Below are 19890 nucleotides of genomic sequence, written 5' to 3' on the forward strand. Positions count from 1 at the left end.
AAACCATTTATTTATAAGCTTTTTCGATAAAAAGACGGCAGGTTACCAAATGCAGATTTAAAATATTTGCTGAATTGTTTCGGATTTCCGAATCCAACTTCATAAGCGATTTCAGCCATCGATAATTTCGAGTTCTGAACCAGATGCATGGCACGCTTGAGCCGTATATGTCGGATGTATTCCATCGGTGAATAACCTGTGATGGCAAGCACCTTTTTATAAAGCCCTACGCGCGTGAGGTTCATTCTTTTGGCTAGTAGTTCGACAGAAAGCGAAGAGTCACTGAGATCCTGTTCAATTTCCTTTACAAGCAAACGGATAAACTGTTCATCAGCAGATACGATATCGGGCTGCGCCAGATTAACGTTGATCTGTTTTTTATACCGTTTTACCAACGTCTGCTGCTGATGGAGTATCTGCGCCAATTTTGAACGCAGTAGACTGATATTAAAAGGTTTGTTTATATAATCTGTTGCACCGGCCTGTAAGGCCTCCAGTTCAATCTTCTGATTGACTACCGCAGTTACAATCAGCACAGGGATATGAACCAACTTAGCCTGGGCTTTTATAAAGCGGCAAAAATCCAGTCCGCTCTCTCCTGGCAGACTGAGATCGGTGATGATAAGATCGACCTGCTGCTTGCTTAGGATCAATTTTGCATCATTAATACTTTGTGCAGCGTGAATTAGGTAGACCGAACTCAGGGTTCGCTCCAAGTAATGAAGGAAATCAATATCATCTTCCACCAATAAAATAGCGGGTTTATCCTGCTTACTGCTTTCGACGGGATCGGCGCTCGCTACGGCCTTATTTATGGGCAACTGAACATTAAATGTCGTCCAGTGCGCATTGCTACTCAGCCTGATATTTCCACTCAAGAATTCGACATAGTCTTTGACAATAGAAAGCCCGATGCCTGTACCTTGATTCAGTTTTCCATTTGGCACATCTAGTTGTATGTAACGTTCAAAAACGCGGGCCTGTAAATTTTCGGGAATCGCTATACCCTGATTTTGAACTTCAATACACAGTATCTTTTCTGTTTCTTGTTCAGTGATTTCGGCACTGAATGCCACAATGCCGGATACTGGGCTAAATTTGACCGCATTTGACATCAGATTGAAAATAATGCTTTCCAATTTGTTTTTGTCAAACCAGGACAGATAGGTGTCTGGAGCGATATTGACCTGTAACGAGATCTGATTTCTTTGAGCTATCCCGGCGAAGGCATCGAGCTGTTCGCGGATAAATCCCATGAGGTCCCCATACGCTTCATTCAGTTCAAGTTCACTTTTCTCCAATTTTCTAAAGTCCAGCAGCTGGTTGACCAATTTAAGCAGGCGGTCTGCATTCTTCTTGATTAAGTTTAGGTCGGCTTTTTTTTCTGGATGCTGTTCTTCATCCAGCAGCTGCTGTGTTGGGGTTAGAATCAAGCTTATCGGAGTCCTGAATTCATGACTTATATTGGTAAAGAAACGTGTTTTCAACGCATCCAGTTCCTTTGCCTGTGCAGCCTGTTCCTGAGCGAGGTAAAGTTGATTACGCGTCCTGACACGCAGTTTTGTCAAATAAAAATAAGCCCATAGGACGACTAGTATCAAACCGGCATAAAAAAGAAAGGCCATTGTTGAACGCCAAAACGGTGGCTGTATATCGATTGTCAAAAGTAGTACACCATCTGACCAGCTACTTGAATCGATAGCATGCCGTATATACAAGCTGTAGCTACGGGTGTCCAGATTGGTAAAACTGGCCCGCATGGTTCCCGGTTCAAAATCAAACCATTCATCACTTAGACCAGCAAGCTGATATTGGTAGAGTCCATTATGTTGCTGTAGGTAGTCAAAGGTTGAGAACTCCAGCGAAATGGCATTGAGGTTGTACGGAAGCCTCAGTTCCTTAAGATTATTCAGGGCTCGATCGTAAATGACCCGGCCCGAAAATTCTTCACCTACGGCTACCCGCTTGTTGAATAAATAGAGATTGGACAAAAGCGGCAAGATCAGTTCACTTTCGTGGCCAATTTTCGCAGGATCAATAAAATTGAACCCCTTTGGCCCACCAAAGACAAGCCTTCCGTCCCGCATTTTTAAAGCAGCGTTTTCATTGAATAAATTCCCTTGAAGGCCCAATTCCTGCGTAAAATTGCGGATGATAAACTTCTCTGCCTGTCCTGTACCGACAATCGCCGACAGGCCTTTGTTTGTGGAAGCCCAAACATCACCTTGATCATCGACCAAGAGTGCCAGGATTGCATCGTCGCTAAGCCCATCTTGCTGTGTAAGATAGCTTATTTTGGTACCATCGATTACATGCAGTCCCTCTTGTGTCGCTACCCAAATACGACCGGCTTTGTCCTCTTTGATATCATAAATTAGATCATTCATGAGTTTCATAGGCGAACTGGATGTATTGATATAAGTAATCTTCTCGTCGGGGGCCAACAATGCCAATCCTGTAGCTGTGCCGATCCAGAGACGTTTTTTTGAATCCTCAAATAAGACAGAGATATAATTGCTGTTGATGGTTTGGCCCTGCCGTGTATATGTTTTCGAAAACTGTGCTGTTTTTTTATCAAACAGGTACAGGCCGGTACTTAGCGTTCCTATCCATAGCCGATGTTGACTATCTTCATAGATCTCCCATACACTATCATCATTCAATTTCCCGGGGGCCGAGTCACGGTGGAAAACCTTAAAACTTTTGCCGTCAAATCGACACATACCACCTCGATAAGTTCCTATCCACAGCCTGTCTTCCGCATCCAGCAATAAGGAAACAATCACGTTGCTGCTCAAACTATTGGGATCCTGAGGATCATGCAGGTATTGCGTAAAGGTTTTCTGACTGAGATCATAATAGAGCAATCCCCCACCATTTGTCCCAATCCAGAGATTACCCTTTCGATCCTGTACAAACTTATTGACATCGTCAAAGGGAAGTGATTTGGGAAGTCCAGGATAGTTCTTGACTAAGGAGAATAATAACAAGTTGGGATGATAATAACTGATGCCGCCTTTGTATGTTCCCGTCCAGATAATACCTGACTTATCCCGATATAAAGCCGTTATGCTATTGTAAGGTAGGCTTCGTAAATCATATTTATCGTTACCGATGATTTGTACACTTTTTGTTTTTTTATCATAAACATTGATCCCACCATGGTCAGTTCCTAGCCAGAGGTGCCCTTGATCATCTTGCACGATATTGCCTACAAAAGGATTGGACAGTTCTTTTTGGAGGTGTTGAATTGAGCCATCTTTCGGGTCAAGCCAGTATACACCAATTGGAATGTCTTTTGAGAAAACCCATATCGCCCCTTCCCGGTCGGCAAATAGATTATAATTTACCAGCTTATTGCTGATCGGCAATAGGCTGGTTTTGGTACTTCGCAATGATTTGGTATCGATGTGGCCCAACAGGCCATTTTCGTAGATCACCCAGATCGTGTGCCCTTGACCAGCTATCACATCAGCGATTCGGTTGTTTTTTGTCAACGACGGTACAGTACGATAGGTTTTCTTTAGACTATCGTACAAGATCAGCGAACGATCGCTATACAATAGTGCAAAGATCTGCCCTTCCAGCTGTCTTATCGTATGTACGTCTTTGACGGGCAACTTTAAGCGGGTCAGTATGGAATCAAGCTGCTGGATGATAATACCTGAGCGCTGATCATACACATTCATCCGGTTGCTGGTACGAATCCATACATTGCCTTCTGGTCCCTCAAAGATTGCGGAAATTGCATTTCCACTCAGGCCGGTACGTTTATTGGCGGAATAGCGAAAATTTGTGAATTGCGTCCCATCAAATCGGCTCAGACCAGATTCGGTACCAAACCAGAGGTAATTGTACTTATCCCTGAGTGCACAATTGACATGATTATGGACCAGGCCCTGATCAGAGGTTAAGGTTTTAAACGCATAGGTATTGACCTGGCTCCAAACTGAAGATTGCCCTAAGAAAAGGAAAAGAAAGAGTTGGAGATAAGCGAATAAAAAAGACTTAAGCTGCTGCATTGGTTATCATCTCCCCAATGATACAAAAATTGAGTAAATACAGCAAATCTGCTGTACGATTTCAGGCGTGTAACTCCTACATTGACTCATTTCTATGGTTTAAGACGGGATAATGTCAATCTTGATGTGTCATCTCTGGTAACATCAATTTAAAGTTTTTTGAACAATTTGAATTGAGGAACTGTTCAACTAATAAAAGATTAGAGCAATGTATACACGAATTGGATTAATGATCACTGCAGCAGCAGGTGTTGCTGCATTTATTTACAGTCGCTGGAAAAAACGATTTGTAAATATCAATACGGAGAAAGAACATCAATACGAAAAGAGCAATCTATCCTCTCCACCTAAATGGTACAATCAGATTAAAAACCTACCAGACGTAGACGCTACAGATATTGTTTCATTGCAGTATGCTAATTCACCCATATCTTCCAAAGGGAATGAGATTGTACACAACCTCGTTCAACAGGTGCCCTACCACCAAAAAGGGAAAAGGCATAAATAGGAGGATTACGTTAATGAGAATTAAAAGGGCCTCTAAATCTCGCTTCAAAACCGACTTGCCTACTTTGATCGTTTCTACAACGACGATATCTCTTAATTTTAGAGGATCTATTGTTAACGGATTCCGATTCAAAAAAAATAAGAAAAAATTGAAAATGATTACGTCTCTAATTTTTTCTATGTGACCGGTTAATAATGTTTTCAAATAACAAAGAAGTATCTTGATGGTTATTTGAAAACATTAAAACGACCAATCTAGAAAAGGAAATTTAACTATTGAATGGCGGCGATATTGATTGTGTCTTTCAATTTAAAAATAATGTGATTTCACAACAGAGATTAGCGATATCTATATCTTTAACTAAAGCAAGATTGGTAGCAGTTGATTTAAACTGTCTATCTGTAGAAAACTACTCCGCTTTATTTCATTGCTTGCTTGTTCATGGGACCACGTTATGTGATACGGAATATGTATTGCCTGTGCACCAATTTCCAAAACGGGTAAAATATCGGAATTTATTGAATTTCCTATCATCATGAAATTCTCAACCGGACAGTCAATTTTGCTTAACAATTTCGTATAATCCTCACTTTTTTTGTTACTCATAATCTCAACATGATGAAAATATTTTTGAAGAGGCGAATTCTTCAACTTTCTCTCCTGATCCAACAAATCGCCCTTTGTCGCTACAATCAATTTGTAATGTGCACTAAGTTGTACCAAAGTATCCTCTATGCCATCCAATAATTCAATCGGCATTTTTAATAAACACTGTCCAATTTCTATAATTTTGTTTACTGTGCTCAAAGGCAGTTGGCCAGCAGAAATACGGCTGGCAGTTTCTATCATACAAAGAATAAAACCTTTTACGCCATATCCGTAAAGCGACAGGTTGTTCATTTCCGTCTTAAATAGTTCCTGTGAAATTGCATGCTGCGGAAGATAGTTCTCCAGCAGTGCGCAGAAATCATGTTCTGCTTTTTGAAAATAGGGTTCATTTACCCATAATGTATCATCAGCATCAAAGGCAATGATTTTAATCGCGTCTTTATTAACAGTCATTTTTCTTACTCAATTAAAGCATTCTAAATAAGCTTAGTATTACTATACTGCTCCCATAGCCCCGTCAAGTTCACGGCTGAGTCATAGGTAGCATTAAGGGCGAAATGCTTTTTCTTTCCCACATAATCATAGATATAGAGATCGGTTATTGGCGTCGGAATAGCGGATAAATCCGCCGCTGAAATCCATTCTAAATCTCCTTCATTACAATACGGTACATCGACAAATTCGATGTCTGATACATATACGTAACTGATCCAGTTGTAATTAACTGGAGAAGTTTCTGTCAAAATACCACAAAACTGTTTTGAAGTTATATGGATACCTGTTTCTTCGAAAACCTCTCGCTCAACAGCTGCATCCGGATTTTCAAAGGGGTCTATTTTTCCACCAACAGGAACGTACATATCCTTGTTAGGTTCTTTTAAGCGTCTTAATAATAGGAATTTATCTTTATTTCTCAAGATACATAGTGTTGCGACTCGTTTCAAACCGATCACTTCGTTCTCCATCTTTTTCTGTTTCTAACAAAAATAGGAAAAGATGCGACAGTCTTCAAGAAATATTTCTTCCAATTTTCAATAAGCAGATCAACCCTCTTTTATTAAAGAATTTTGGAAATTTGATTTATATTTATATACCTAAACTTTATATATGTTAGAAAATTTTGAATTCTATCTATTTGTACTCCTATTGATCACGATGCTGATCTTACTGGCGAGAAAAATTCAGGTTGCCTACCCCGTTTTACTTGTATTAGCCGGACTTGTAATTAGTTTTATACCAGGAGTTCCTGCTATAAAAATAGAGCCTGAATTAATATTTATTATTTTTTTACCTCCACTTTTGTACGAGGCTGCTTGGTCAACTTCATGGAAAGAACTATGGCGATGGCGTAGGATTATATTTAGCTTTGCCTTCGTTGTAGTCTTTTTTACAGCCTTATCGGTTGCCGTATTTGCTAACTATTTTATCCCGGGATTCTCCTTAGCACTTGGATTTTTATTGGGAGGAATAGTATCACCGCCCGACGCAGTTAGCGCTGGTGCAATTTTAAAGTTTGTAAAAGTACCTAAAAGATTGGCTTCCATTCTGGAAGGTGAAAGTTTATTAAACGATGCTTCCTCATTAATAATCTTCAGATTTGCAATGATCGCCGTAGCGACAGGACAATTTGTATGGTACCAAGCTGCCGGAAGCTTTATCTGGATGTGCGTTGGCGGTGCAGCAATAGGGCTTGTAATCGCATATATTTTCCTTAAAATGCACAAACTTTTGCCCACCGATTCAAATACAGATCTATTGCTAACTTTCATAGCGCCTTTCTCCATGTATTTGATCGCAGAACAACTTCACGCTTCCGGCGTTTTGGCAGTTGTAAGTGGCGGATTATTTTTATCCTATCGCAGCCACGACTTTTTGAGTAGCGCATCCCGAATTCGCACCGTAACAGTATGGGAAAGCTTCTGCTTTTTATTGAATGGTATTGTCTTTATGCTTATCGGATTAGATTTACCTGAAATTGTTTCGGGATTGGGAGATACCGATATTTCTACCGCGATTGGCTACGGTGTAGCCGTAACAATAGTCCTTATTATGGTCAGAATTTTCGCTGGATATGCTGCGGTAATCACCACTCTAGTAATGAAACATTTCATAACAGTCGCCGATACCCAATCACCAGGTTGGCACACCCCAATGATTATTGGCTGGACCGGAATGCGTGGCGTGGTTTCTCTGGCAGCAGCTCTTTCCATTCCCTTAACACTGACCGATGGTACCCCTTTTCCACAGAGAAACCTTATTCTTTTTATCACATTTGTCGTTATTCTCTTAACCTTAGTCGTTCAAGGATTAACACTCCCTTTTATATTAAGAACAATCAAATTAGTAGATAGAGATTTTGTCCGAAGCGAGAAGGAAATCGATTATGAAATTCAGAATAGGCTAGCTCAAGTTGCTGTCGATAAAATTCGAAATGACTACGCCGACAAAATTGAAAATTTTCCGACCTTAAAGGATCAGTTAGATAAGTATGAAAATCAATTGCGGAGCTCTGAAATTATCATCAATTACGCAGAATATCGCAAAATATATATTGACATTCTTGAAACTCAACGTATGTGGCTGATCAATAAAAATCGTGAAGAGCTTCTACTAGACGAAGAAATTATTAAGAAGCACCTTCGTTTATTGGATCTTCAGGAAGAAAGATTAAATATGAAGAGCTGAGTCCCTTATAATAAGGCTACTAAATTGATGTTAATCTTCATCCAGGTAAATATCATGAACGACAAATTTAATATGTCTGTTGAAAACAATCATATCTTCAACATCTTCAGAATCTATAGGATAAAGCGTGTCAATCCCTCCCTCATCCAATAGTTCCGAATCTGGTATAAGTTCAAAAAAGGTGACTCCATTAACAACAGACAGTTCCTCCACTTTGATATAAGAAACATTTTGGCTTCTCCAAAGTACCAAAATATCAGTAGAAAATAACTGATAATTACTCGCTTGATTTGACATGGATGCAAATTAAGAAAAAAAGTGGCGCAATTCACCAGTCCAAAAAAAATTCAATGTCTGAACTAATTGTAAAACAAATTCTTCTGCTTTGCAATCATCCTAAAAAATAATGTTAAAAAGGCCTCCATTTATAATGAAGACCTTTCTGAATTAATATCCGGGATTTTGAATTAACTTCGTATTTCTATTAATCTCGTCCCGATGTAAAGATGTAAAGTACATCTTGTCATCCCAATTTCGGTTTTCGATTCCTGGATCAATATCCGATACAACATATTTATAGGTGTAACTGCTTGGATCATATTTATATTGTGTCACACTTTTGCCTGCCTTAAGCGTTCCAGTAATATTGATGATATTTGCCTTCCGGCCGATTGTTTCTGCAGCTATCATCCAACGTCTTGCGTCAAAGAAGCGATGCTCCTCATAAGCTAACTCGACACGACGTTCGTTTCGATAGCGTGCTTTTAACGCCGCTCCACTCTCACTACTAGGTATTGGAGGCATTCCAGCTCTAAACCGAATTTTATTCATCCATATTTTAGCCTCGCCTTCCTCACCTAACTCCAGACATGCCTCGACGTAGTTTAATACCGCTTCCGTATAACGAAACATCGGCCATGGAATACGTTGTCTTGTATTTTGGTCTTCCATTGTAGGATCTGGATCAGTAAATTTACGGATATAATAGCCTGTTCGGGAGCCATTCCAATCTTCAATAGGGCTCTTTCTTGTGTCAAGACCAAAATGTGTAGTTTTTTGACCTTGTGCATTAACCACCTCATATTGCCCCGTCTGAATCTGGTTTACCTTATCCCGTGTGGCAACATCTGCTGTTCGAGGTTTCCAGTCTGCACCATCATACAATAGAGTTGCCTTCAAACGCGGATCACGATTTTGATAAGGATTAGCTGCCATAGTTGGATTTGACCAATCGAACTTTTCACCGGCAATCGTCTCGTAATCATCTACCAACAATTGTATTGGCGTATTTCCAGCCCAATTGTGGTAGCCATTCGGTCCATTGTCGCGACCTACCCAACCACCGCGTTCATCTTTTTCATCGATAAAAAATCGCCCCAAAATAATGTCTTTCGCTGCCGTAAAGTCAACTGCTTTACTCCCCCCTCCTAAGGAAAGAGCCATGTAATTAATCGCTCCATCAGCAGCCGAAACAGGCTGATTTAAATCAAGTTTATAGGCAAATTCGCTATGATCAATGACAGCCTTGGCAGCGGCCTTTGCTTTTGTCCAACGATCTGCTTGATTACCTGTGGTATACATTAGGTATTCTGGGCTTTTATATCCTGCTAATAATGTAGATTTTGATTTTGCTTTATTTGCATCGTGAAGGTCACTAGCGGCATACAACAAAACTCTTGATTTTAATGCCAGTACAGCAGCTTCGCTCGCCCGTCCTTTTACTTGAGATACCCCTTTCAAAAGCTGAGCCGCGTTGTCAAGATCTTTAACTATGGCATCGACACATTCTTCATAGGTATTTCTAGGAACCATGTAGTCTTTATCGTTCAGCGTATAGATCTTATTATCGATCGGTATTCCGCCATAGTAACGTAACAACTGCTGATAATAATAAGCACGTAAGAAATAGGCCTCCCCTAAAAGTTTATCTGCCTTTGTTCTATCAAATTTGGCTTCTGTTAAATTAGAAATCGCAATATTAGTCGCCCGGATGCGTGTATACATGCGCCCATATTCATAAGTTTCCATAATATAGCCCTGATCGGCAGGATTCGAGCGCGATTCAGTAACTGTATTTATTCCCCGGTTTGGATGGGTGAATAGTGCTTCATCTGTCATCGAAGCCATTTGCTGTTCATAAAATCCACCTACTCCAAATCCATTATAAATTTCAGTCACAAAAGCTTCTGATAAGCCCGCGTCTGACCACACCACCTCCTGTGGCACTTCACTAAGTGGCTTTGTACTTACAAAATCATCATTACAAGCGTGTAATGTTACAGATAATACAAGTAGCATGAGTGATATATTGGTAATCTTTTTCATCTTCTTTTTCTTTTAAATTCGGGTTGATTAAAACGATAACAACGCGCCCAGATTGATTAATCTTGCTTGCGGATAATATTGTCCTAATGCATTCACAGCTTCCGGATCATACATTTTGATTTTACTCCAAGTAATGAGGTTCATTCCATTCGCAAATAAACGCAATGAGCCTATACCAATTTTATTGCATATACTAGAGGATAGATTATATCCTAATTCTACATTCTTAAGTCGGAGGTAATCTGTACTTCGCATCCAATACGTGTTATTATAGGAATAATATTGATTACCGCGGTCTGTTAAACGTGGATATACACTGCTCGGGTTACTGATACTCCAGCGGTTTTCGTAGAATTCCTCCACAAAATTTCCAATAGATCCAGACTCATCTGTACCGACACGGATCTCTCCGCCTGTAGCCCCCTGAAATAATACCGATAAGTCAAAATCTTTATAGGTAAGGCTAAAATTGAAACCGCCTTGAAATGTTGGATCACTATTTTTATCGCGTCTAACTTTATCATCGGGTGTGATTTTTCCGTCACCGTTGTAATCTTTGTACTTCATGTCACCAGGACGTAGCGTCTTTGTTATGGCGCTATAATCTAACTGATTGTTTGCAATATCATTTAAATCTTTGAATACGCCATCATAGATATAATAGATATCAGTTTTTATTGGCTTTCCTGTACTCTGCTGCCATGCTGGCGCTCCTGGTGCCTCATCCCAGAAGATGATTTTATTCTTCGCATACCCACCGTTAACGCCTACAGTATAACCAAGTTCCCCGACTTTACCATGATAACCTAGATTAAACTCCCATCCCTTATTATCGACCTTACCGATATTCTCGGCTGGGAGCGTCATTCCTGTACTTTGCGGTATGGACGCATTTTTGCGCCATAAAATTGAATTACGCCGGTTTTTGAAGATGTCAAATTCCAAGTTCAACTTGCCCTGAAGAAACTGAAAATCAAATCCGAGATTGTAATTATTGGCTACTTCCCAAGTAATCATTTCATTTGGTACACGACTCTCGTAAAGAGACTTGGCTAACTTGTCATTTACGATATACGTTCCAAAAGAATACGTGGAAAAATATTGATACTCTTGTAATTTATCATCATAGTAGATGTTATCATTTCCCATCTGGCCGTACGAAGCACGGATTTTGAAATAATTAATTACAGGTACATTTTCCTTCCAGAAATTTTCTTCTGACACGACCCATCCAGCCATTGCCCCAGGGAAGAACCCGAATCGCTCCTTTTCAGGAAACATGTAAGAACCGTCATAACGCCACAAGAGTTCGGCGATATATTTACTTTTATAGTTATAACCAAACCGACCAAAATAATTTAGACGAGCGCGCTTCCATGCCGCACCGTCGTTATTTTTTTCCTGTTCCCCGCCGGCGAAAAGATAATCAATCGCATTGGAAAGAAAGTAGCGGCGATAAGCACTGAACTTATCGTTATCAATTGTTTCTCTATTGATACCTGCAATGGCATTCACTTGATGGTTTCCAAATTTCCGGTCAAAGCTCAAAATACCGCCAAGCAAGATGTTTAATTGATCTTCATTGCTTTGATTCAGATTCGGATCCGCAGGACCACGTCGCCCAGGGACCAGTTGTGGTGTTTCCCCATCAGCTTCATATGCACCTTGCCACGAATATAATGTCCAAGGTATCACCCACGTTTTTTGGTTTTTCACATATTTGTCTACAGATGCATTCAGTGTTAGCTTCAGACCATCAACCCATGGATTAGTAATTTCAACCTGTCCATTCGTTTGGAAATAATAGCGTTTGTCCCTATCATATCCTGTGGCATTAGTAGTGATAACGACGGGGTTTTCACCGTTTTCTATATCTGGCCCTGGCATACCGTTTGGCCAAATTGCAGGTTGAGTGGGATTTCCGCGCATGAGCATTCTGAAGATTGTACCAGCAGTTTTTGTTGGAAAATTGCGATTTTCCTGTCTCCCTAATACGCCGAATTGCGTTTTTATATATTGACTTATATTAGCATCGAGATTAATTCGCAAATCATATTGTTTATAGCCTGTGGCAGAGTTCTTGTAGTATGCATCCTGATTTTGATAGCCCAGGGACATCAAATATTTGACATCCTCAGTACCTCCATTGATCTGAAGATTGTGGCGTTGTTGCGGCGACCAATCTTTTAGGGTAGACTTATACCAATCTGTATTTGGATGGCCCCAAGGATCAGACCCGTCGCGGTATTTTTGGATATCCTCGGGTTTAAAAGGTGCATCTAATACTCCACCATCTTTTTTAATATAACTCCCTTTATCCGTTATTGCGCTATATGCTGCAGACCATTCCTCGACCGATAGGTTATAGATCTCAAGTTCATTTCTAATTTCAGCAAATTGAGTAGCAGTGGTCAATTTGGGGATTACTGTAGGTTGGGAATATCCCTGATTAAAAGTGTAGGAAAATTGTGGCTTGCCTGTTTTTCCTCTTTTCGTAGTGACAAGAATAACGCCGTTAGCTGCACGGGCCCCATAAATTGCTGCGGAAGCATCTTTAAGTACCGATATATTTTCAATATCACGGGGATTAAGCCGCTCGATTCCGCCTTCACGCGCCGGAACACCGTCAATTACCACCAAAGGACTGCTATTCCCTAACGTATTTGTCCCGCGGATCTTGATGTTAGATCCATCATAACCGGGCTCAGCACTCCCATTGGTCGCTGTGACACCAGGTACCCGGCCTGTTAACGCATTTGAGATGTTTAATGCTGGTGATTTGGCAAGATCACTCCCTTTAACCGTCGCGACAGACCCAGTCACAGTCTCCTTTTTTTGCTTTCCGTAACCTACCACGATAACCTCTTCCAAACTAGATTGTGAATTGAGTAGAATGACGTCAACAATACGTCTTCCCTTTACAGCTTCATCCATAGATAGCTTACCAACCATTCGAAAATTGAGGGTACCAGTACTTGGCACTTTATCCAATTTGTATTTACCTTCGTTGTCGGTCTTAGTCGCTAAGTTACTTCCACTTACCGAAATGGTCACTCCTGGAATAGGCATTCCAGCTTCATCGGTCACTTTACCGGTAACACTTAACTCTTGTTGAAAGAAAATTCCATAGCTTGCAAACGTTGCAGCGTCGACGAATTGGGGACTCAATGTGACTAAAGAACACAACGAACCAGTCCAAAACGCTCTCTTCCATTGATTTGAGAAATAATGGCAGTTGATCATAAAAACTGTTTAATGTTTAAATTCTATTTATAATAGTTATTTTTTTTGCTGTGATAAGATTTATCGGTTTAGCATCTTACGACAGCGGTTTATAATTGAATATTCATTTTGAATTTACAAAAATTATGATAAAATACAAGTGTTATTTTTACACTATTTAACATATTTTACACAAATGTTTGTAAATAAGCTATTTGAAACTTCTTAAGTAGGCCACCTTTTCGCACAGATCATAAAATGACTTTAAAAGTTTTTTTAAGGTTGTTTTGACCGCCCTATACCATAGAACTTCACAAGCGATTGCATGAATAAAAACATCTTTACAATATCGAAATTATATTAGTGCAGATAAAATAAAAAGGCAGCTTTTCATGCCTTCTAATTACATCTATAATTAATTTAATAAAAATAGCCAAAATTGCAGGATACCGCAGTAATTAAGCAGCACTTATTAATAGATAGGAAAAGAACTCCAGGATAGCAAATAGAAAGGTAGGCAATTTAAAACACGCTGTAATCCTTTGATCCCAGCGTGCTTAATTAATATTTAATGGGATAATCTTGCATAAATTCGAATTGGTAGCCTTCGCTTTTGAGTGCGTCAATTAACAAAGACAATTCCTGCTGTCCCTTTTTCGTTTGGAACATATCATCATGCATCAAGAAAACGACATTGTTCGGTACCATTGAACTCTTGTTGTTCATATAATTCCTAATATGACTTAAGGTCGATTCTTGACTCTGAATGGGTGCTCCAGTGACACTATTGAGTCTCCACTCCACATCCCAACCATAAATCGTATATCCATTTTTATGAAGTAAATCCGCCGTACTGGCCCCGTTCTTGAGGTCGATCTTTCGAACATTATCATAGATCCAGATATTCCTTCCTGGAAGTCGAACGATTTTATGCTTCAAGTTGAGATCTGTTTCATTTTTTTCAAAATCAGCAAAAGCCTTTTGAGGGTTATTATAAAATCTAGAATATTGATTATTTGCGTGTGTATAACTATGATTGTAACACGCTACAAGAGGATTTGATTCATATCGCGCAAGATCACGTTTCCTACCTTTACTCATATTGGCGTGCTTACCAATAAGGAATACGCTAACTTTGATATTTTTCTCCTTCGCAATGGAGTCAATAAAAGCACTACCAATTAATGGACCGTCATCAAAAGTTAAATAAATATGTTTCGGGTGTCTATCAAAAGCTTTACGCAAGGAATCTTTAAGTTCACGCTTTTGCTGTCTTACGGAAATAGGATGCAGACTGTCAACCGTAAAAAGAATCTGATTTTTTTGAAGAGAATCCCACCTGTCCAACAAATGCGGTATCTTTTCCTCAACCTTTAATTGCTCTGTAATTGTATCTTTCAGATTCCCCTTTCCTAAGACCTTATTCGAAAAATCTTTACATGACGTAATACTTAACATCACGCTACATGTGAAAATTAAGGCAAACAACCTGCTACACTTCATATCAATCGCTATAACTTTAATGACTTTCTTTTTCCAAAATTAGTATAAAAACCCTTCTTTCGTCCATAAAATATTTTAAATTCTTTTTCGCTATGTCGATAATACAATGCAATGAACTATGCATCTTTTTTTTATAAAGTCAATTCTATACTTAAAGTCCGATTGAAGAAACAATCGTGCCAGTTTTATAGAATACCATTCATGAAGATCATTGCCGCTTATTAAAAATCAAAGCTTTGTTATATTCAAAATTCATACGTGCAATATTCAATACGGATATACCTTGAGGACACTCCACCTCACAGGCTTCCGTATTTGAGCAGTGACCGAAAGACTCCATATCCATTTGAGTTACCATATTTAAAACCCGCAAGCTACACTCTTCTTTACCCTGTGGAAGCAAAGCCATATGCGTAATCTTCGCAGCAGTAAAAAGAGCAGCACTACCATTTTTACAGGTCGCTACACAAGCACCACAACCTATACAGGCAGCAGAGTCAAATGCAGATTCCGCTAATTCGTGAGCAATAGGGATCACTGTTGCGTCTGGGGCTTGACCAGTGTTGATGGATACAAATCCCCCAGAAGAAATAATCCGGTCAAATGCCGAACGGTCCACTTTCAAATCTTTTTTTACCTGAAATGCAGCCGAACGGAAGGGTTCTATAGTTATCGTATCGTTATCGTTAAATGAACGTAAATGTAGCTGGCAGGTGGTGGTATGTTTAAGTGGTCCATGAGCAATTCCATTGATCATCAATCCACACTGACCACAGATGCCCTCGCGACAGTCATGATCGAACTCTATAGGGTCATCGCCTTGCGTGATCAGCTGTTCATTTAGGGTATCCAACATCTCCAAAAATGACATATGTGGATTGAGATCTGTTAAGGTGTAAGTAACTAATTTTCCTGTAGCGTTGCGATCTTTTTGCCGCCATATTTTAAGGTGTAAATCCATAATCGTTCTATTTATTTATAGCTCCTTACAGTTGGTTGTATTTCTTCAAAAATTAATGGTTCCCGAATTAGCTCAGGTTCTTGCCCCTCTCCCTTCCAGGCCCAAGCGGAAATAAACTGGTATTCAGCGTCATTCCGTAATGCCTCCCCATCTGCAGTCTGATATTCCTCCCGGAAATGTGCCCCACAGGATTCGTTCCGCGTCAACGCATCATAACACATCAATTCTCCAATTTCAAAGTAATCGGCTACACGTCCAGCTTTTTCCAATTCTGTATTTAAGGTATTGGCTTCACCACTAACAATTACATCTTTATAAAACTCCTGCTTCAGCCTATTAATCTCCACAATAGCATAACGGAGGCCTTTCTCATTACGCGCGAGCCCACAATAGTCATAGAGTATTTTACCCAGTGTTTTATGAAAATAATCTACGGTTTTCCTACCTTTGATTTTCAAAAATCTATCAATTTGCTTCCTTACCTGTTCCTCTGCACGTACAAATTCAATATGATCTGTAGAAATTTTACCCGTATGAATATCGTTTGCCAAATAATTTGCAATCGTATAGGGTGCAATGAAATAGCCGTCCACAGAAGCTTGAAGTAAAGAATTAGCGCCAAGTCTATTGGCGCCATGGTCTGCAAAATTAGCTTCACCTAAGGCAAATAACCCTGGTAAACTTGTCATCAGTTCATAATCCACCCATAATCCGCCCATGGAAAAATGTGCGGAAGGTGAAATCATCATCGGTTCTTTATAAGCATCATATCCGGTTATCTTTTCATACATATCAAATAGATTACCATACTTCTCTTGTATTTTCTGTTTTCCTTGTTCTCGAATAGCTTTCGCAAAATCAAGATAAACGGCATTTTTAAGTGGACCAATGCCAAAGCCGGCATCGATGCGTTCCTTCGCTGCCCGCGATGAAATATCCCTTGGCGCGAGATTGCCAAATGCAGGATAGCGCCGTTCCAAATAGTAATCCCTTTCTTCTTCGGGGATAGCGTTCGCGTCCCGTGTCTCACCCCTATGTAGTGGAACCCAAATCCTTCCATCGTTACGCAAAGACTCGGACATTAATGTCAATTTAGATTGATAATCGCCAGACTGTGGCAACGATGTGGGATGAATCTGAATCCAGCTCGGCGAGGCCATTAACGCTCCTTTTTTATGCGCTCGCCAGATTGCAGAGCCGTTACAGCCCATTGCCAATGTAGATAGATAATAAATCTTCCCGTAGCCTCCAGTGGCCAATATAACGGTGTGTGCAGCATGTCGTTGTATTTCTCCGGTGTCAAGATTTCTAACAATAATACCGCGGGCCTTCCCATCAATAACAACAATATCGAGCATTTCGTGCCTAGAGAAAAGCTGTACGGTACCTTTACCCACTTGACGCATAAGCGCCTGATAAGCGCCCAAAAGAAGTTGTTGCCCAGTTTGACCTCTTGCATAGAATGTACGGCTCACCTGAACACCTCCAAAAGATCGATTATTCAGATAACCTCCGTATTCACGGCCAAAGGGAACGCCCTGGGCTACCGCCTGGTCTATCAAATTGAGCGAACACTCGGCCATACGATAAACATTGGCCTCACGGGCCCGAAAATCTCCCCCCTTGAGCGTATCAACAAACATGCGATAGACACTGTCCCCATCATTTTTGTAATTCTTCGCCGCATTTACGCCACCTTGAGCAGCCACGGAATGCGCCCTCCTTGGACTATCCTGAAAGCAAAAAGATTTTACTTGATAACCCATTTCGCCAAGCGAAGCAGCTATCGAACTGCCCGCAAGTCCAGTACCCACAACGATAACATCTAGCTTTTTACGATTCGCAGGATTAACAAGCTTGGCAGTTTTTTTATAGAGCGTCCATTTCTGATCCAATGGTCCACCCGGAATTTTTGAATTTAATGCCATGAATTCCCTTCCTTATTTTACTGTAAAAAATATATAAATAGGCATCAATGCAAAACCAATGCTGATGATGACAGAATAGCTGATACCGATGATCTTAAACCATTTAACAAATTTGGGGTGGAATACGCCTAAGGTTCGAATCGCACTATGAATCCCATGAATAAGATGATAGCAGAGAGCAGCCATGGAGAATACGTAAATAACCACATACCACCATTGCTTAAACACCTCTACGACAAGCATGTACAAATCTTTATTGCCCCGATCATCAAGTGGTGGAGCACCAAATTTGTACACATACCAAAAATTTTGAAAATGAATAACCAAAAAGATCAGTATAAGGGTTCCGAGAATTCCCATATTGCGCGAATACCACTTGCTCGCCCGCCCACGGCGATCGGACACATAATTTGCTCCAGCCCTTTTATTATGTAATGTGATCATTAATCCGTCCAAAGCATGTAAAATAATGCTTAGATAAAGTACGTAAGAAATCAATTTAATCAAGATATTGCCTGAAAGAAAATGCGAGTAAGCATTAAACTGCAAATGCGCTTGTTCCTGAGGCAAGAAGAGCTGCAAGTTTCCCAAAAAGTGAATCAGTAAAAAGAATACTAAAAACAATCCCGTCAGACACATGAGCATCTTTTTAGCTAAAGTAGATAACATAATAAGATCTTAATTTTAATAATAACCTATAACTTTCATCCAAAGTCCACCTACCCCCATATAAATCACCAACAATACAATGCCTATTTCAATTCCCCGCAGCCACCAGGATTTTAAATCTACATAACCACTTCCAAAGAATACAGGTGCGGGGCCATGTCCGTAATGCGTTAAGACACCATAGATAGAACCCAGAAATCCGAGCATCATTGCCAGTAACATCGGTGGAATACCTAATGAAATGCCAACGCCCAGCAAAGCAGCATACATCGCCGCTACATGGGCGGTAGCACTGGCAAAAATGTAATGACTAAAGAAATAAACAAGAATAATGACAGGAAAAGCAATTTGCCAACTTAAATCGCCAATCTGTACTTTAATTAAATCACTAAACCAGCCAATGAAACCAAGTTCATTTAAAGAACTAGCCATCATCACTAACACAGCAAACCAAACAATTGTATCCCAAGCACCTTTTTCGGCCTTGACGTCCTCCCAAGTCAATACAGAAGTTAGCAATAGAAGCGTCAATCCTATGAAAGCAGTTGTTGTAGCGTCTATTGAAAAGGAGCCACCAAAAATCCACAATGCCAATAAAATAAAGAATGCCAGCAACATTAACCATTCGTTTTTGGAAATTGGGCCCATCTCCTTCAGTTTTTGTGCAGCCATTCTAGGAGCGTCACCTGTTTTTTTTAATTCAGGTGGATATAACTTATAAAGAACAAGCGGTACAATAAAAAAAGCAACGATACCAGGAACAAACCCTGCAACTGCCCAAGACATCCAAGTAATGTCTATTCCGAGATTTGCAGCAAATTTTTGACACATTGGATTACTCGCAGTGCCTGTCAAAAACATGGAAGATGCGATCAGATTCATGTAATAACTGTTTAAAGTTAAATAAGATCCTAATTTTCGATGTGTCTCTGGCTTGTCAGGAACTGAATCAAAACTAATCGCCATAGATTTCATAATTGGATAGATAATTCCTCCACCACGAGCAGTATTGCTCGGGATAGCCGGAGCCAGACAGACATCTGCTAAACCCAATCCATAAGCCAGTCCCAGCGAACTCTTTCCAAAAACACGAATGAAAAGAAAAGCAATCCTATTGCCCAAACCAGTTTTGATAAAGCCACGGGCGATAAAAAAAGAGATTCCTATCAGCCAGATAACTTTGTCGCCAAATCCAGTCAAAGCTTTAGTAATGGACTTACCCGCATCTCCAGGTGCCAATACTTGTGTAAGGGCCGTAAAGGCAATGGCCATCATACACATAGTCCCCATCGGCGCAGCTTTTAGTATGATACCAAGAATAGTAGCGGCAAAAATTGCAAATAAATGCCAAGCTTCCGGACTGACGCCTTTCGGTATTGGGATAAACCATAAAATGAGTGCTATTAGAAAAGTAATGGCAACATTTTTAATACTGATTTCTTTCATGATAAACGTAGT

The 19890-nt window shown here is 40.0% G+C and carries 13 protein-coding genes; 2 read left to right on the forward strand and 11 right to left on the reverse strand.

The genetic code is table 11. The annotated features are described in order from the left end of the window. Positions 1-11: 11 nt before the first annotated feature. Complete coding sequence (locus B2107_RS19995; protein ID WP_293957519.1) at positions 12-4022, reverse strand: hybrid sensor histidine kinase/response regulator transcription factor; 4011 nt, start codon at positions 4020-4022, stop codon at positions 12-14. Between the two features lie 208 nt (positions 4023-4230). Between B2107_RS19995 and B2107_RS20000 the strand changes: the two genes are divergently transcribed. Further along, positions 4231-4530, forward strand: a complete 300-nt coding sequence (locus tag B2107_RS20000; protein ID WP_293957520.1) for a hypothetical protein — start codon at positions 4231-4233, stop codon at positions 4528-4530. Between the two features lie 360 nt (positions 4531-4890). On the opposite strand, the gene B2107_RS20005 is transcribed toward B2107_RS20000, so the two are convergent. After that, the gene (locus B2107_RS20005; RefSeq protein WP_293957521.1) at positions 4891-5592 is read right to left on the reverse strand and encodes an HAD family hydrolase; all 702 of its coding nucleotides are present in this window, start codon (positions 5590-5592) and stop codon (positions 4891-4893) included. Between the two features lie 23 nt (positions 5593-5615). Beyond that, positions 5616-6104, reverse strand: a complete 489-nt coding sequence (locus tag B2107_RS20010; protein WP_293957522.1) for an NUDIX hydrolase — start codon at positions 6102-6104, stop codon at positions 5616-5618. A 142-nt stretch (positions 6105-6246) separates the two neighbouring features. On the opposite strand from B2107_RS20010, the gene B2107_RS20015 reads away from it, so the two are divergent. Then, positions 6247-7824 carry a Na+/H+ antiporter gene (locus B2107_RS20015; protein WP_293957523.1) on the forward strand — a complete coding sequence of 526 codons (1578 nt, stop codon included), beginning with the start codon at positions 6247-6249 and terminating at the stop codon, positions 7822-7824. Positions 7825-7854: 30 nt separating this feature from the next. On the opposite strand, the gene B2107_RS20020 is transcribed toward B2107_RS20015, so the two are convergent. From B2107_RS20020 to B2107_RS20055, 8 genes are all read right to left on the reverse strand, one after another. Beyond that, the gene (locus B2107_RS20020; protein WP_293957524.1) at positions 7855-8121 is read right to left on the reverse strand and encodes a hypothetical protein; all 267 of its coding nucleotides are present in this window, start codon (positions 8119-8121) and stop codon (positions 7855-7857) included. A gap of 150 nt (positions 8122-8271) precedes the next feature. Next, positions 8272-10149: a RagB/SusD family nutrient uptake outer membrane protein gene (locus B2107_RS20025; protein WP_293957525.1), complete on the reverse strand. Its 1878-nt coding sequence runs from the start codon at positions 10147-10149 to the stop codon at positions 8272-8274. A 27-nt stretch (positions 10150-10176) separates the two neighbouring features. Beyond that, on the reverse strand, positions 10177-13392 hold the full coding sequence (locus B2107_RS20030; RefSeq protein WP_293957526.1) for a SusC/RagA family TonB-linked outer membrane protein: 3216 nt from the start codon (positions 13390-13392) through the stop codon (positions 10177-10179). 540 nt (positions 13393-13932) lie between these two features. Beyond that, a complete protein-coding gene (locus tag B2107_RS20035) occupies positions 13933-14829 on the reverse strand; it encodes a polysaccharide deacetylase family protein (RefSeq protein WP_293957527.1) in 897 nt (298 codons plus the stop codon). A 253-nt stretch (positions 14830-15082) separates the two neighbouring features. Beyond that, positions 15083-15835: a succinate dehydrogenase/fumarate reductase iron-sulfur subunit gene (locus tag B2107_RS20040; RefSeq protein WP_293957528.1), complete on the reverse strand. Its 753-nt coding sequence runs from the start codon at positions 15833-15835 to the stop codon at positions 15083-15085. 11 nt (positions 15836-15846) lie between these two features. Further along, positions 15847-17763: a fumarate reductase/succinate dehydrogenase flavoprotein subunit gene (locus B2107_RS20045; RefSeq protein ID WP_293957529.1), complete on the reverse strand. Its 1917-nt coding sequence runs from the start codon at positions 17761-17763 to the stop codon at positions 15847-15849. Between the two features lie 12 nt (positions 17764-17775). Then, the gene (locus B2107_RS20050; protein ID WP_293957530.1) at positions 17776-18432 is read right to left on the reverse strand and encodes a succinate dehydrogenase cytochrome b subunit; all 657 of its coding nucleotides are present in this window, start codon (positions 18430-18432) and stop codon (positions 17776-17778) included. A 15-nt stretch (positions 18433-18447) separates the two neighbouring features. Beyond that, a complete protein-coding gene (locus tag B2107_RS20055; protein ID WP_293957531.1) occupies positions 18448-19878 on the reverse strand; it encodes an anion permease in 1431 nt (476 codons plus the stop codon). Positions 19879-19890: the final 12 nt, after the last annotated feature.

It is taken from the genome of Sphingobacterium sp. UBA7855 (genome assembly GCA_002500745.1).
In the GTDB taxonomy this organism is placed as follows: Bacteria; Bacteroidota; Bacteroidia; order Sphingobacteriales; family Sphingobacteriaceae; genus Sphingobacterium.

Excerpts from the sequence above, each read along its gene's own strand:
- B2107_RS20030 (WP_293957526.1), bottom strand. The coding sequence starts at position 13,392 with ATGATCAACTGCCATTATTTCTCAAATCAATGGAAGAGAGCGTTTTGG.
- B2107_RS20040 (WP_293957528.1), bottom strand. The coding sequence starts at position 15,835 with ATGGATTTACACCTTAAAATATGGCGGCAAAAAGATCGCAACGCTACA.
- B2107_RS20050 (WP_293957530.1), bottom strand. The coding sequence starts at position 18,432 with ATGTTATCTACTTTAGCTAAAAAGATGCTCATGTGTCTGACGGGATTG.
- B2107_RS20000 (WP_293957520.1), top strand. The coding sequence starts at position 4,231 with ATGTATACACGAATTGGATTAATGATCACTGCAGCAGCAGGTGTTGCT.
- B2107_RS20035 (WP_293957527.1), bottom strand. The coding sequence starts at position 14,829 with ATGTTAAGTATTACGTCATGTAAAGATTTTTCGAATAAGGTCTTAGGA.
- B2107_RS20015 (WP_293957523.1), top strand. The coding sequence starts at position 6,247 with ATGTTAGAAAATTTTGAATTCTATCTATTTGTACTCCTATTGATCACG.
- B2107_RS20020 (WP_293957524.1), bottom strand. The coding sequence starts at position 8,121 with ATGTCAAATCAAGCGAGTAATTATCAGTTATTTTCTACTGATATTTTG.
- B2107_RS20045 (WP_293957529.1), bottom strand. The coding sequence starts at position 17,763 with ATGGCATTAAATTCAAAAATTCCGGGTGGACCATTGGATCAGAAATGG.
- B2107_RS20005 (WP_293957521.1), bottom strand. The coding sequence starts at position 5,592 with ATGACTGTTAATAAAGACGCGATTAAAATCATTGCCTTTGATGCTGAT.
- B2107_RS20010 (WP_293957522.1), bottom strand. The coding sequence starts at position 6,104 with ATGGAGAACGAAGTGATCGGTTTGAAACGAGTCGCAACACTATGTATC.
- B2107_RS20025 (WP_293957525.1), bottom strand. The coding sequence starts at position 10,149 with ATGAAAAAGATTACCAATATATCACTCATGCTACTTGTATTATCTGTA.
- B2107_RS20055 (WP_293957531.1), bottom strand. The coding sequence starts at position 19,878 with ATGAAAGAAATCAGTATTAAAAATGTTGCCATTACTTTTCTAATAGCA.
- B2107_RS19995 (WP_293957519.1), bottom strand. The coding sequence starts at position 4,022 with ATGCAGCAGCTTAAGTCTTTTTTATTCGCTTATCTCCAACTCTTTCTT.